The sequence below is a fragment of the Halobacteriovorax sp. XZX-3 genome, from assembly GCF_043196495.1.
Lineage (GTDB): Bacteria > Bdellovibrionota > Bacteriovoracia > Bacteriovoracales > Bacteriovoracaceae > Halobacteriovorax_A.
Genome location: NZ_JBEBMO010000001.1, coordinates 1,608,729 through 1,623,753, shown reverse-complemented (window position 1 = coordinate 1,623,753; position 15,025 = coordinate 1,608,729). Strand labels below are relative to the sequence as shown.

The 15,025-nt window shown below is 35.5% G+C and carries 14 protein-coding genes and 1 tRNA gene; 9 read left to right on the top strand and 6 right to left on the bottom strand.

Going from position 1 to position 15,025, the window contains the following annotated elements; translation table 11 throughout:
• Positions 1–54 precede the first annotated feature (54 nt).
• The 5 genes from ABMA70_RS07670 (at position 55) to ABMA70_RS07650 (ending at position 4,660) form a co-directional block, all read left to right on the top strand.
• The gene (locus ABMA70_RS07670; RefSeq protein WP_392990658.1) at positions 55–801 is read left to right on the top strand and encodes a TIGR02147 family protein; all 747 of its coding nucleotides are present in this window, start codon (positions 55–57) and stop codon (positions 799–801) included.
• Positions 794–2,374, top strand: coding sequence for a hypothetical protein (locus tag ABMA70_RS07665; RefSeq protein ID WP_392990660.1), 1,581 nt, complete (start codon positions 794–796; stop codon positions 2,372–2,374). Before ABMA70_RS07670 ends, ABMA70_RS07665 begins: the two co-directional genes overlap by 8 nt.
• A gap of 334 nt (positions 2,375–2,708) precedes the next feature.
• Complete coding sequence (locus ABMA70_RS07660) at positions 2,709–2,993, top strand: recombinase family protein (RefSeq protein ID WP_392990663.1); 285 nt, start codon at positions 2,709–2,711, stop codon at positions 2,991–2,993.
• 31 nt (positions 2,994–3,024) lie between these two features.
• On the top strand, positions 3,025–3,492 hold the full coding sequence (locus tag ABMA70_RS07655; RefSeq protein ID WP_392990665.1) for an ATP-binding protein: 468 nt from the start codon (positions 3,025–3,027) through the stop codon (positions 3,490–3,492).
• 40 nt (positions 3,493–3,532) lie between these two features.
• Positions 3,533–4,660, top strand: a complete 1,128-nt coding sequence (locus tag ABMA70_RS07650; RefSeq protein WP_392990667.1) for a hypothetical protein — start codon at positions 3,533–3,535, stop codon at positions 4,658–4,660.
• A gap of 335 nt (positions 4,661–4,995) precedes the next feature.
• Here ABMA70_RS07650 and ABMA70_RS07645 read toward each other — a convergent pair whose 3' ends face one another.
• Positions 4,996–5,526, bottom strand: a complete 531-nt coding sequence (locus ABMA70_RS07645; RefSeq protein WP_392990669.1) for a hypothetical protein — start codon at positions 5,524–5,526, stop codon at positions 4,996–4,998.
• Between the two features lie 329 nt (positions 5,527–5,855).
• Positions 5,856–5,931, bottom strand: a tRNA-His gene (locus ABMA70_RS07640).
• Between the two features lie 162 nt (positions 5,932–6,093).
• On the opposite strand from ABMA70_RS07640, the gene ABMA70_RS07635 reads away from it, so the two are divergent.
• Complete coding sequence (locus ABMA70_RS07635; RefSeq protein WP_103218817.1) at positions 6,094–6,696, top strand: hypothetical protein; 603 nt, start codon at positions 6,094–6,096, stop codon at positions 6,694–6,696.
• A gap of 70 nt (positions 6,697–6,766) precedes the next feature.
• A complete protein-coding gene (locus ABMA70_RS07630; RefSeq protein ID WP_103218818.1) occupies positions 6,767–7,495 on the top strand; it encodes an HAD family hydrolase in 729 nt (242 codons plus the stop codon).
• Here the strand turns inward: ABMA70_RS07630 and ABMA70_RS07625 are convergent.
• Positions 7,458–8,543, bottom strand: a complete 1,086-nt coding sequence (locus tag ABMA70_RS07625) for an RluA family pseudouridine synthase (RefSeq protein WP_392990671.1) — start codon at positions 8,541–8,543, stop codon at positions 7,458–7,460. The two genes, ABMA70_RS07630 and ABMA70_RS07625, sit on opposite strands and share 38 nt — an antisense overlap.
• Positions 8,544–8,557: 14 nt before the next feature.
• Entirely contained in the window at positions 8,558–10,756 is a 2,199-nt protein-coding gene (locus ABMA70_RS07620) for a hypothetical protein (RefSeq protein WP_103218820.1), read from the bottom strand.
• Between the two features lie 81 nt (positions 10,757–10,837).
• Here ABMA70_RS07620 and ABMA70_RS07615 point away from each other — a divergent pair, with 81 nt between their 5' ends.
• Together ABMA70_RS07615 and ABMA70_RS07610 are read left to right on the top strand one after the other, a co-directional pair.
• Positions 10,838–12,007, top strand: a complete 1,170-nt coding sequence (locus ABMA70_RS07615) for a hypothetical protein (protein WP_392990673.1) — start codon at positions 10,838–10,840, stop codon at positions 12,005–12,007.
• Positions 12,007–12,798, top strand: coding sequence for a hypothetical protein (locus ABMA70_RS07610; protein ID WP_392990675.1), 792 nt, complete (start codon positions 12,007–12,009; stop codon positions 12,796–12,798). The genes ABMA70_RS07615 and ABMA70_RS07610 overlap by 1 nt, the downstream gene beginning before the upstream one ends.
• Here ABMA70_RS07610 and ABMA70_RS07605 read toward each other — a convergent pair.
• Both ABMA70_RS07605 and ABMA70_RS07600 read right to left on the bottom strand, forming a co-directional pair.
• Positions 12,793–13,764: a hypothetical protein gene (locus tag ABMA70_RS07605; protein WP_392990677.1), complete on the bottom strand. Its 972-nt coding sequence runs from the start codon at positions 13,762–13,764 to the stop codon at positions 12,793–12,795. The genes ABMA70_RS07610 and ABMA70_RS07605 overlap by 6 nt on opposite strands.
• Positions 13,765–13,854: 90 nt before the next feature.
• Entirely contained in the window at positions 13,855–15,003 is a 1,149-nt protein-coding gene (locus tag ABMA70_RS07600) for a cysteine desulfurase family protein (RefSeq protein WP_103218824.1), read from the bottom strand.
• Between the last annotated feature and the right edge of the window lie 22 nt (positions 15,004–15,025).

Genomic DNA, 15,025 nt, shown 5'->3' with positions numbered 1-15,025 from the left:
CACTTTGTTCTAAAATTTGTTGTTGTTCTAGTTTTTATCTGCAAAAATCTTCTTATGCAAAACGAGATAATAGAAAGACTTTCAAATGAATTTGCTAATGCAAGGGCAAAGAATCCATCTTATTCGCTGAGGGCTTATGCTAATAGGTTAGGCATTCAAGTTTCAGCTTTATCTGAGATATTGAATGGAAAAAGAGCCATTACAAAAAAGATGGGACAAAAAATTTTGTCTGGTCTTGGAGTTAATCCTATCGAGTCGGAGAAAATATTATCAGGTTCGAAAGCTAAAGAAGAATCTAATTTATCATTGGACTATTTTAAGGCCATTTCTGATTGGTATTACTTTGCGATTCTATCTTTGGCCGAAATTCCAAATTTTAAAGCACAGCCTGAATGGATATCCAAGAGATTAAATATTTCACGGAGAGAAGCAAAGTTCGCTCTAGATAGGCTTATAAAACTTGAAATGTTAGTGGAAAACAAAGATGGAAGCTTTGAAGCATCAGGCATCCAATATAAAACACCTACAGATATCTTAAATGTTTCATTAAAGAATCATACAGTTCAAACTCTAGAACTCGCTATGAATTCCGTTCTCAATGATCCAATTGAAGAGAGGGATTTTTCAACTGTTACAATGGCCATCGACCCCTCTAAAATCGATGAAGCAAAAAAGATGATTAAGTCGTTTAGAAAGCGATTGTCTAAGAAACTCGAAACTGGAAGTAAAAAAGAAGTTTATAAATTGTCAGTTCAATTATTCCCTTTAAGTAGGAAGCGTAAGGAGATCGAAAATGAATAGAAAGATTTTATTATTATTTTTGTCTATTATCACATCAAGAGCGGTGTATGCAGGGCATGAGACAGGAAATGGTGGAGATGGAATACTGTGCACTAAGACAGATGGAAAGACCTATGTGCAATTCTATGACCTATATGAAGCTAAAGCTGTTTATGGATTAGATATTGATCTTGGAGCCGAGACATTAAGTGTTGATAAAAAAGTTGAGCTAGCATTAAATCGACTTAATGATATTAATCCGAGTCGAAAAAAGTTGTATCAAAATTGGTTTGATTTATTTTTTTCTGAAACCGAATTTACTTCAGATAACTTAATTGATGTTCCAGATACTATTGATGGCCGAATACCTCCCTCTTGTTCTTTGGAGCAAGTTATTGTTCAGAGGACTCCAAGGTTTCCAGGACAAAAAAGGTATACCATAGATAAAAAATTATGGGACTTAATGGATAATACCTCTAAGGCTTCAGCAATCTTGCACGAGCTAATTCTTCGAGAAGCTGTAAACATTTCTGGTCACACAAACTCAATTTCTGCGAGGTATTTAAACGCTCGTTTGAGTACGAATAGTATCTCATCCCAATCACTGCGAGATTACGTTGAGTTAATTAAGTCAATTGACTTTCGTCACTTCGATGCACATGGGGTAACTTTCTCGCTCTTTTCATGGAGGAACGGTACTAGAAGAGAAAATGGTTTTACATTTTATAATGATTCCAAGTTAAAAAGTGGGTATGCAGAGTCTTACAAAGAAAATCAAAAAATAAAGATTGGGAGTAATGAGATAGACTTTCCTGCTCAGACGATCTCATTCTACAAGAACTCACAGATAAAGGAAGTGGGAGACTTTTCTGTAAATAACCCATTGAAGTTTAAATTAAATGATCTTGGTTTGGTAATACTGAATGGAGACATTTTGAGAGTTGTATTTAATGAAAATGGTAACTTAAAAAATATTGATACAGATGGTGAAGTAAATTTAAATTTATCCTCAACGAATCTAATATGTTCTGGAAAAAGAAAAATAAAGCTGGAATTCTCTATGGGGAACGTCGTTGATTTCACTTGCTCATCTTCTTCTGACTGGGCCGGCGGGCTCTTATTTTTTCAAAACAAATGGAACCCCGTTAACTCATTTAGCTTAAAGACAAACCTTGGTTTTAAAAAAATAAATTTTGGAGAAGCTAGAGATCTTGAGCTTAATGGCATTTCATTTGAAACCTTAAGCGAAGTTATTTTTCACGAGGATGAGATTGCAAAGTTAGTGAAAACGGAGTCCTCTGTAAATGTAGGTTTAGCAGATAGATCGTTTGAGTTTACCGGGCAAATAGAGTTCAATGATCTAGGTGATTTAATAAGTGGACGCATTGATAGCATGGAAACTGTTCTACAAGGGAAGGATATTATTTTAAGTGGTGAAATTAAGTTTCATGATAATGGTAAAATAGCGTCAGCTATCCATGAAAACTTTGGTTCATTTAACTTCAAGATGGTGGATGGCCGAACAATCAATTGGAAACCATATTACAGATTTTGTCTTAATGAGAATGAGAATTTTATTGAAGGTTGTTACTAGGTATGTAGAGTTGGTGACCCCGCTTTGCGGCCATCGTGGCCTCGCGGGGGACCCTCATCGTGAGGGCCACCCACGACATTGCCGTAGCTACAAAACCCAATCATTCATCCACAAATAAAAAAAGCCCCCGTATTCATACGGGGGCTTTTTTTAATGGGGTCATCAACATCCCGTTAATCAAGAATATCGTCCACCTTCTGAAATGTCTAATATCATTGACTTTTTTCATGAACCTGAAGTCTTAACAAGGGATTTCCTCTATCAAAAATATGTCGTAGAAGGCCTTAGTTGTGCGGAAATTTCGAGGTCTGTGGCGTCCTCTCGAACCACTATTATGAAGCGTTTAAAAGAATGCGACATTGAGTTACGACCAGTGGGGTCAAATCAAAAAAGAAAGAGAGGCCTTGGATATGGTGAAAGGGTTGAGAAGCGAAATGTCATTGAACATAAGAGAGAATCAGAGGCCATAAGGAAAATGATTGAACTAAGAGATAAGGGATATAGCTATCGAAAGATTGCTGAGATTTTGAATACGATGAAGGTTCCTACAAAGACAGGAAAAGGTGGGTGGCATGGGAAGACCGTTTATCAAATTATAGCGAAAAGGAATGTCTCTTAACTTGTTAACTGCTTATAAGAAAGGAATATGTATGGATACTAAATCTAGTGTGTCCGAAAATTGGAACAAATCCGTTGAAACTACACTGAATCTTTTAGTTGATAAGGAAGCTTCATATCAGATTATTACTATATATGGAGCAACTGGTACTGGTAAAACTGAACTTCTGAGAAAAGTCATAAATGAAGTTGAAGTTCTTAAAAGCTATGACTCAGTATATGTTTATGACTGGGATGATGGCTTAGATTTGGATTATGGTCAATTTAAGAGAATTTCTAAGTTCAAGGATGAGAAAAATATTGAAGGTGAGATTCTATTTATTATTGAGGATATATCGGATTTGACAATGACGAGTCAGAAAGGTCTTTTAGTATCTATTGAGGAGCAATTATCTAAGAATAAAAAAAGCAGGGTTCTCGCTACTTCTCAGAGAATTACTAACTTTCTTTTTGAGAGTGTAGAAACCAAGAAGATTGAATTAACTTCTAGGTCTATTTGACTATATTTCGTAAATAATATTTATGAGTTAAGATACTTATATGAAACTACTTATAATAAGCATACTGTTTGCCAATACTGTTTACTCTAAGTGCGTAATTAGAAATATTGATAATGTAAAGAGTGAGCGCTCAACCTACTTTAAGGGAAAGGTTATTTCTTCAAACTCTGATAAGGGTATGGCTGATGTCTATACCTTGAGAGATAAGCAATCATTCCCTTCATATTTTGAAATGAAGGTTAAAGTTGAAAAAGTATATAAAGGTAATTTGAAGTATGAAGAGTTACATTATAAATACCCTTGGATTTGGAATAGATTACCCGGTACAAAAGTTTTTAAGAAAGATGAAGTATTAATATTGTCCTTAAAGGAGTTACCTGAAACTAATGTCGTGACAGAAGGTTATGGGCAGTGTGGGCAAAACAATAAATGGTTCTATTTTTCAAAAGCTTCAGAAATGAAAGTTGAAAAAGCTGTTCAAGTAACTTCTCTGGTAGCTCCTTCTGACTATAAAGTTATTAAGCCTTATCTTGTAAATTCCTCTCAAAGAAGATGTGCTAATTACTCTAAGTCCTTAGCTGTTGATATAAACTCAAACAAATTACATATTAATGAATATCAAGGAAAAGTTAGTCGAAGCTCGTCTTTATTGGTTTCTAATGGGGAATTTAGAGCAGAAAATCACGGTGAGTGGGGTGGAGGACTAAAGTTTGTAAGTAAAGTCAAAAAAATGGAACTGTATGATAATAATATTTCATTTGTATTTGAATATGGTGAAAAGGTATTGGCCCTTGGTGGTTTAGCTCATTTAAGAATGGATTCGGGTATTTTAATAGAAGTTGTAAAGATCGGTGATAGCTGGAAAGTTGTAAAAAAACATAAGCTAGGTAGTAAGCCTAATTCTTATACAGTGATTGAAGATAAGGTTTATATTGTTACTAACAAAGGGATTTCTGTATTTAGAAAAGGTTCTGTAGAAAAAGTATGGGAATCAAACTACCTAGACCTTTATCCTAATAGTCTAGTTGTTCTTGATGATGTCTTTTATATAGGAATGAGGCACGCTGTTGCAAGAGTTTATAAAAATGAAAGTAATAAGCTTATGGAAGATTGGCTTGTTCGTAAAGAGTGTATTTCAATTAAGGGGTTAAAGCCTGTTTACAAATAAATACATTCAGATTTAGAAAGAGATTCAATATTTCTACGTCCAGTTTTATATTTATTCCTATGAGAAGCTATAGAATAGGTTATAAATATTGATTTAAAGTATTTATATAATATCCATAGTTGTAGAAAATGGGAGCCTGAGTGAACACTTCAGAGGCTCATGCAAGCGATTGTATAAAAGTTAACTTATGAAACAGCAATCATCTATAGTGATGTGAAAAAATTGTCACTATATCAATATCCTTTTGTCATTTTGAAAGCATGATATGATTTTGCAACATCGGTTCCAGGTGCTTTTTCATTGACTGCGCATAATAAAACAACTCTGAGAAACTTCTAAAGATATCTTTGATAAAGAATTAGCAACGCAATAATTAAAAATAAATTTGAGAAAAAGTTATAACGAATTCGAGTAAAATATAGAAACGAAGTATTATCCAATAGGCGATGATCTATCTCGATCTGTCCATTTGATACTCTATGAATCCATCTTGGTATTTCAAAAAAATGATCTTCTAGTGCATGTATTTTGAAGTTAAATGGTTCTTCACTTCCCTTTAAAATAATATCCAGCCTTCGATAGCGAAGCTCGTGCGAGACTTCTATCTTTTTTATCCTCTTGATAAAAACTTCTTGTTCATTGCTTCCGTCTGTATAGTAGACCTTGTCTTCTGTCATAATTAGCTTTTCATTTATTGCTTTCTTAAGCATGTATAAAAATAAAAGTGTGAGAACAGGTAATACAATAACAGATTGATCTATCCCATCTTCAGTTAATACCAAACTGAATGTGATGATGTTTAGAAAAAATACAAATGTGCCAAAATAGATAGTCTTTCTATTGAATATGATAGTTTTCTCATTCATGTATAAATTATGTAATGGTTCTGGTTTTACTTCAATGAATGAATAATATTCTATGTGAAGCTAGTTTTAGAGTTATTGAATGTATGGTGGGTTTGTAGAGTTGGTGAGCCCGCTTTGCGGCCATCGTGGCAAAGTGATGTTGTATGCGGAGGGGCTCCTCCTCATGCTTTCGCATCACGCTCAAGCAATCGTCGCCGACTCACTCGCTTCCGCTGGCCGTCCGGGCCAGCTCTTCGCTATCGCGCGCTCGTTCGCTTCTCGCCCCATCGTTTTCATAGCTTTTGATTTCAGGAATAAAAAAAGCCTTCGCAAAGGAAGGCTTTTTTAAATGGGGTGACCGATGGGGCTCGAACCCACGACAACCAGAATCACAATCTGGCGCTCTACCAACTGAACTACGGTCACCATAAGAATGTGGAATTATTTATAAATGCTTGGGCCTTATGAGTCAACAGTTAATTGCATAATGTGTAAGGTTTGTGCGAAGCGTCCTAGGAATATCTTGCATATAAATGCTCCAAGGCATTAAAATGATTAGTGAAGTTACCAAAAAACTAGGAAGGATATATGAAAAAGGTATTTCTATCATTAATGATGCTTTCACAAGCTTCAATTTTTGCTTATGGGATTGGTCAATCAACGATGCCAATGCTTAGCGGAAGCAAGCAAATTGCAACGGAACTTACTGGAATTACGTCTGATAAGGGCGGAATGGGTATGCAAGTTCGTTACACTCAAAAACTAGATGAAAAATTAATTGTAGACGGTGGGATTGGTATCTCAGGTGGTGAGCGTTCACAAAGACTATTTGTTGGTGCTGACTATGAAATCTATCCAGATTATATGCAACAACCAAGAGTTTCTGTGAAAGGGATTTTAGAGCGTTCAACTGAGTTTGACCAAGGGATTACAAAAATCTCGATGGCACCAACTATCACTAAGGGATTCTCTTTCTGGGGTAAAGAAGCTTATCCATATGCTTCACTACCAGTAGGGCTTTCACTAAATGGTGACACTAAAACTTACGATACAACAATCAGTCTTAACACTGGTATCAACGGACAACTTCCAATCGAAGGTTTTAAACACCTTAATGGAACAATGGAAGTTCAAGTTGGACTTAAAGATTCATTCACAGCATTCCTTGCTGGTGTATCGTTTCCACTATAATATCTTCCAGAAATTATATATAACTAAGAAGGCGGCCTAGTGCCGCCTTTTTAATTAAGAGGACTATCCAATGACAAAAATTATTCTCTCAGATTTCGACGGAACACTTACTCATCACACTGAAATGAGTAGTGAGCTTTTCGATATTTTAAAATTAGCAGATGAGAAGAAAGTCCCTTTTGTCATTGTTACTGGCCGCTCAATTTCTTGGGCACACTTTTTAATCACTCACTTTACTTCACTTCCAATTGTTATCTCTGAGGGTGGGGGAGCAATTAGCTGGCGTGATAAAGCAGGACTTATTCAAAATGAATTTCTTGTTCCTGAAAGTGAGTTAGCAAAACTTGAAGCCTTTTGTATAAAGCTTAAAGAAAAATATCCTAACCTTTATTTAACAAGTGACTCTCTAGGACGAGTTGCTGATCGTGCAATTGAGCTTTGTGATCTTGAAGATGAGAAGTTTAAAAATGAAATCTGCCACCTTATGGATGAAGAGGGGATTAACTACTCAACGTCTAATGTGCACTTAAACTTTTGGTGTGGAAATCTTTCAAAAGCAAATGCAACGAAAGTACTCTTTAATAAGTTCTATCCAAATTTAAATATGGCCGAAGATGCTATCTATTTTGGAGATAGCCTTAATGATCAATCAATGTTTGATAAAGTAAAAACATCAATTGGTGTTTCAAATATTAAATCAGTTCTCGATAAGCTTGCAGTTAAGCCTCACGTAATTCTTGAAGGAAGCGAGAATGCAGGGCCTAGCGGGGTTTTAAACTACCTGAAAAATAATCTCTAGCAGCGTCTTTTACTGTTGATTCAATTTCTCCAACTGGAGTTGTAAATCTCTCACTAATAAGTGGAATGAAATCTTTTGGCAGTGAAGAAATATACATGCGATCTTCACCCTTATAGTGAAGCTTGAGTCCTATGGCATGAAGACAGTGGCGATTGTGCTCCATTTGATCATATTCTTCTGGGCTCGCTAAATTGTCCTTAAATCTTTGAAACATTTCAAATGAGCCAAGGTAGAGCTTATCGCCAACTAGTGGAAGTCCTCTAAGCATAGCGTGAACTCTAATCTGATGTTGGCGTCCTGTTTGAGGGAAGGCCAAGCCAATAACATAGTCGCCTTCCTTAAATAAAACCTTAAAGTCTGTGTAGGCGTGTTTACCTTCATGGGAATCAACAGGGTAAGAGTCGATATAGACACGCTTTAAACCTTCTTCACCAGCGCCAAGTCGCTCATCTGAATAGAACTCGATTTCGCCGTTGTAGTCTTCATTTGCCTTGGCGATAAAGAAGTAACACTTCTTTACGCGATCGTGGATAAACTCTTCACCCATTAAGTTGGCTATCTGGGGCTCTTTTCCTAACATCATGACCCCTGATGTTTCACGATCAAGCCTGTGAATAGAGTGAATGGTTTTTTCATACTTCTCTTCAAACATAACAGTTGCACAGTAGAAGAGGTGGCGGCCAGTAGGGTGGCAGGCCATATAAGGAGGCTTATTCATAACAATAAGCTCTTTGTCTTCAAAGATAATCTCTGGTTTCTCGTCTAACTCAATTAATTCACCACGCCAGTACTCATCTTCTTGAGTTGTTCTTTCGATTCTAAAGAAGATTCTTTCTTTGTAGTGGAGAGTTGTTGAAGGACGATGTTTTCCAGGGCGGCCAATGATTTGAACATCGCCTGCCTTGATACGTTTCTTTACTTCTTGACGTGACCAAGTCTCAAGATAGATTTGCATATATTGATCAAGTCTCATACCATGCTGAGTTTCCTCAACATAGTAAGTGACTTCATATACTTGTGTTGTAAATTTCTTATTGAGAATGGCCATAATCTAATAAAGTACTAATATCTTTCTTTAATTAGATACTTTATTAGCGCAAATGATCCGTTCTGTGAATAACCATAAGTTGTATTAAGATTATCAATAATTTGTTGAATTTCTTTCTTAATATCTTCCTTTAAAGGAATGTGGCCTTGAACATCCTTGCCACTTTTTTCAGCTTCAAAGAAGACTAAGTTCTTAGAAATATTCTTAATGACCTTCTCTTGCTCTTGTCTAAAAGATTCTTTAAGACGATCAACAACCTCAGGGAAGATCTTTATATAATCAACTTTCTGTCCTGGGTTATCTAACGACCATGCCCCAAGTTTAGAGATTAAGTGTGAACGGAAAGTTGAAGGGTCTTCTTTTAAAGAAATATTGTTTTCAAATTCTTTAATTTGGTAAGCATCGCCTTCCTCATATTTTCCAGTCACTTCATTCTTTATCTTTTCACCCTTAATAAGTGCGTTGATATTTTGAATATACTTCTTTAGGTACTCTTCGTATGAACGATCATCGACAAGTCCAAGACATCCTCTTAGCTGACGATCAAATTGATCTAGACAGTCTTCATTTATAAGTTGGATGAACTTTTCTGGATTATGGTAGTCACCATGGGCAGACATGTTTAAGAAGTCATACTCAGACTTTTTGTTGATAATTCTTCTGAAATACTCAAGGACTTCAATGAAAGTAATATCTTTATTTAAGTCCGCAAGGCGATAAATCATATTCTTGATATCACGAGGAGATATACCAAACTTACCTTCATAGAGATTATCGAATTCAAACTCAGATTCAACCTTTCCAATATTGTGTTTTAGAAGCTGTGCTTCTTCAACATTAAGGTGGGCCGGAAGCTGGCGGTCACTTGAGTAAAGCGCGCATTTCTCAAGTGGATTAAGAGTTGTCACAATTGCAGATAATTTTTTGTTGTCTTCGTAGTGTTTACTCATACAAGAGCGAATTCTCGTCATAACTGAGAATTTTGCAATGGCAGAAAGTGAGCCAGGTTCAAATCGAGTACGATCCTTAATGCTATCAATTTGCTTCTTATAAATATCCATCTCACACTTATAGTCCAGTAGGTAAGGAACGCGAATAAATGTAAAACGTCCTTTAAATGAATTAAAATCTGGATGTTGTTTAAATGCTGTTAAATGAACTTCGTTAGATGTTCCAATAAAGAAAATATCAAGCTCAGTTAGAATTCCACCAAGATTAATTGAACCAGATTCCATTGTCATAAGTAGATACTTAAAAGTATCAAGTGGTCTCTTTAAAAGATCTGAGTATTCTAGGATTCCACGATTTGCATGAATTGTTTCACCTGACATTTGAAATAGGTTCAGTGATTGTAGAGAAGGTGGCAGTGATGCAAGTCTTTGATCCATTGTAATCTGTTGCATCTTTGCATCAACATGTAATTGAGGCTCAATTGTAACGGCACTACGAGAATAGCGACGAGAAACTGTATAGCGCTCAACACGGATATGTTTTAATACTTCTTCGTGTTTACCCTTGTAGTTTTTTAAGAGTGCATCGTAGATCATACGATTTCTTTTCGAAAGATCACCGCGCACAAGGTACGATTTTTCAATTTCTTCTAATTTTTCTGGTTGGTCGTTAAAAGCTGAGTGAATAATATCTTTTCTTACTTCTTTTGGAATGAGAAGAAGTGGATGATCCTTAAGCTCCGAAGCGAGAATTGCTGAGATATCTTTATCTTCTAATAAAGCATAAGAATTTAAATTTACCGAAGAATGAGTTTGGTTAAGTCCAAGGTTACCCTTAATGACAGTATTGATTGGGAATATCCAGCTAAAAGTGTAAAGAGCGCCTTCATCAGTTTTAGAGTAATCTTCAGCACCTTTCATAAGGCGTTTTACAAGTGAGCTCTTAGATGAACCATTTGGCCCTACTAGTAAAATAAATTTATTATTGAAACCTTCTTCAGCAAAATTTCTTAACTGCTCAATTATTTTTTCTTCAATTTTATATTGACCAAAAACTGCAGGAGCATCTTGATCATCTTTTTGAAAAACATTGAGGTGTCCGTGATCATCGCGTCCAAAATAGTCCACCATGTCTTGAAGATAGGCCGAAGTTGGTCTTAATTCCCGGTCTGGAAATTTTTTGAAGAGTTCGTAGTAGTCAAAAAATGACATTGTCTCATTTCCGTTAACTTCTAAATCATTTAAACTATCTAACCAATCCATAATCTTCCTTTGAAACCTTTTAACATAGGGGATTTCTAGTTATAATTTTACCATTGATTGGGTGTTACATATAAGTGAGAAATGTTTAAAAAAATAATCTTTACTTCCATTCTTATTCTGAGTGTTGGACTCGGGTATTGGCTTTTCACGAAGAAAAGCTCTGGCCCTAAGCTTTCAAATGAAGAAATTATCGAAATTGTTAAAACATTAAAGTTTGAATGGGAGAACGCACACCTCGATAAAGAGGGAATGTGTAAGAAGCTTAGCTATGTAGATGACCAGTATTACCAATGTTTTCCAGAGTATATGGCCTGTTTACTGGAAAAGAAGCTTGTCAATGTCCATATTAATAAGAAATTAGTACCAATTACGCTGAAGGGTAACTACAGCTACCATCAGATGCCTAGCTACCGCTACTATGATTATACAGTTAAGGCCGATGGCTTTGATGAAGAACTTAAACTTAGCTTTGTCGACAGTTGTCAGGAAGTCTATGTTCCTCAAAGATATTATCCGTTCTTGGCCAATAAAAGAGATGTAACTATTTCGTGGGATAACTTCAATCGCAATATTTTTGTTGATAAATACCATGTGCAAAACTGGGAAGTTCTAAATTGGGCAAAGATCTCTAAAGATAAAGTTGCTCAAGAAGCGGCAAAGAAAATACAGGATAGAAATAAGTACTCTTATGCTTACGGGCTTTCAATTGATGAGATGGATGCTTATTGTTCTTTTCAAGGGAAATCAATTTTAAGTGCCCGTGTCTTTGATGCTATATCAATTCATCCAGAAGATCTAAATGATACGACAACAAAGTACTTAAGAGCGCCTTTTTACCCATGGGAAAGAAAGAATACCAAAACTCTAATTAATAAAATTCAGCGCATGAAAGAATTTCATATTGACGAAATAACTAAAGAAGAAAGAATTAAACTTTGTAAAAAAGATTATTCTAGTGAGTGTCTGGATCAGAATTATATCCAAAAAAATAGTCACAATGTTTCATGGGCCGGTGTTTATGAAATTTTTGGCGGCCCACTTGAATACTTAAGAAATATTATTCATCCAAGTGAAAATATAAAATTGGCTTCATTTTATTTTAGTTGGCATCAAAAAGCTCATCAGACCGGAATGCGTGGATATTGGGATGGAGAGGGATTTGGCATTAATAATATTGCTTTTGATCCTTTTGTTTCTAACGAGATAGGATCAGATTATAAAATCGCTTTTCGTTGTATGAGGACACTATAATGAAGTTTATAATGGGTTTATTACTTCTATTAAATTTCATTTCTTGCAACCAAAAGCATTTCATTTTGGAAGAAGAGTTGGCCTTTACTAATAACTTTCAAATGAATGAACTCTATCAGGGAAGTAAAGGGGTTTATGAACCGAAGAATACATGGCTTCTTCTATTTACCTTTAATGACTATTGCTACTTTTATAAAACACCATTTAATAAATCTCTAGGAGAGTACCGAGTGACTAAGAGATCCTCGGGGAAATGTAGCTTTAATGATGATGCAATTCTTTCTAAAGAAGGAATTAGTGATTTTAAGATGAATCTTCATGTACAGGATAAGATAAAGCTTAATCTTATAATTGATGGAGAGAGTGTAAACTATCCTCTTCTAAATCATACTGTTTCTAAAAAGTTTTCTCCGTTTAACAATCAACTTAAGAAATCATATTTTGATAATGTATTTGTAAATGGTGGTTTGGATTATTTAAAATCTAAAACTTTAAAAAGTGGAACTCTTTGTCACGGTGTGAATATCGAGTGTAAGGATGTGGTGAAGTATAAGTGTGATCTTTGTGAGGAAGGCAGTTACGAAGTCGTCGACTTTAATTGTGCACAAGGTGGCAGTAAATTTTGTGGAAAGGATAAGTGTGGAACAAAGAATCAACCAGCTTGCCCTCGTGGTTATAAGGTTTTAGATACGAAGTTTCCTTCTCTTTGTTTTAATGGATCTCCGGCAGGTTTTTGCTCTCCTGGACTTAGTACATTCTGTAATGATGAGGGGATTCTTATTTGCTTATAAGATCTCTTTACCAAAAACTGTAGCAGGTTTTAGCTTAATACGAGATTTTCTTACTTTCTTGATACTATCAATATCTTCTGGGTCAATATAGCAGCTATCTACGGCTTGATAAAAATGAGAACATACCCTAATTTGTTCAGCCTTCACTTCTTTTGTCTTTTTGTTAAAGCTTACAAGAGTGATAAATTCACCATGACCTATATTTGAAATAATTGGATAGCCCGATACTTGCATATATGGTTCAAAACTATTTCCAGTGAAAATTAAGTCAAATGTATCTGGGGGTAAGCGTTTAAGAATAGTCTCTGTTGCTTGCTTATCAAGTGAACAATTCTTAAATTTATAATCGATCTTATCGCTACACTCTGTATGTGAGTGAAGAAGTGCAATATTAAGGTCAGTTTTACCCTTTAGTGCCTTTTTGATTTCAATTACACGAGCAACAACATCATCAAAAAGGATCCCTTCTAGGCCATCTTCTTTTTTTAACTTTGGCTTATATGGCGTCAATCCAATAATTCCAACCTTAATTCCACCAACTTCTTTAACGATATACTCTTGATTTCCATATTGATTAAATGCTGAATTTGTATCTAGTGAAATAAGATTAGAATTTACAAATGGAAGCTCACGAGGAAGAAGGTTATTTTTGAAATTAATTAATTCATGATCAGATAAGAGAATCGCATCATAATTGAAATTGGACAATTGATTTAGGATCAATTCGCCAGCAAGGTCATACTCTTTTTCTAGAATCTGTCCACCATCAATTAGGACAAGGTTACTAAGCTTTTCTTTTAAAGCAGAAATGAACTTATAAAGTAGTGCATCCCCACCAAATTCAATTTTAGAAGAAACAATTAGCTCGTCACTGTGTGATTCAACTTTTGAATTTAAGCTAGAAGTGTAAGCGAAGTAGATTGTGTCTGAGTCTTTTTTTGAGAGAAAGCTTTTGTCGGCTTTCATATAACTATACTTTCGAGAGTTATCACTACATGAAGTGATAACTCCGATAAGTATCAATATAGGTATTAGTAATTTGTTTTTTTTCAAGTTCTAGTAGCTTCTAATTTTAGATAGTTTTTCATATGCAATTGTAAGTGCATTTTCAATTCTATCATAGAGGGCCGGATCGTTACATAGCCCTAAAGAAATTCTCACTACGCCGCGACCAATATCGTCAGCTACTCCCATGGCCTTAAGAACTTTAGATGTCTGAGGATTATTGTCAGAACATGCTGATGAAGTTGTTACATAAATACCTTCCGACTCAAGCTCCATTTGAACTGCTTGTCCGTGGATACCTGGATATGAAAGATATGTTGTTGAAGAAAGTCTTGGAGCTTCTTCACCAATGATAACAACTTGTGGAAACTTAGCTTTAATATTCTTTTCAAATTCTTCACGTTTGCTATTAATAGCTTCGTGTTTTTGTAGGTTATTCATTGAATATGTAAGCGCTACTGCAAGAGTTTCGTTACCTAAGTAGTTTTGTGTTCCACCACGTAGGCCTTTTTCTTGACCACCACCAATGATAAGAGGCTTTAATGTTGTAGGATCTTTAGCTACGAGAATACCAGAGCCTGTCATTCCGCCAATTTTGTGTCCAGCGATCACTGCATAATCAATACCTGACTCTTCAAAGTTAAAACAAGTTTTACCTACAAATTGAGTTGTATCACAAAGGTAAGGTACGCCTTGTTCTTGGCAGATTTTTGCAATGTCGTTATATGGCTGGATAACACCAGTTTCATTATTAGCGGCCATTACTGCAACAAGAGCAGTATTGTCATCGATATGATTAATGAGGTCTTCAATATCTGCGATACCATTTGGTTTCGTTTGAAGTGTGTATACTTCACAACCAAAGTTATCTGCATAGAATTGAGCATTATTGCTTACCGCTGAATGCTCAATACCCGAGATGATGATTTTCTTTTTTGGGTTATTTAACAAAACAGATTGGAAAACAGTTGAGATACCTTCAGTTGAGCCTGAGTTAAAAACTAGTTGGCTCATATGCGCACCTAAAAGCTTTGCGCATACTGAACGAGCATTCTCCATTGCAACTTTTACGCGAGCGCCGACGTGGTGAGTAGCATTTGGGTTAGCAAATGGCCCCTTGTTAAGTCGGTTGATAATATACTCCTTAACTTCATTACAAATTGGAGCACTACCATTGTAATCCGCGTAAATTTCTTGCATGTTGTCCCTCTTCCTTAATCTT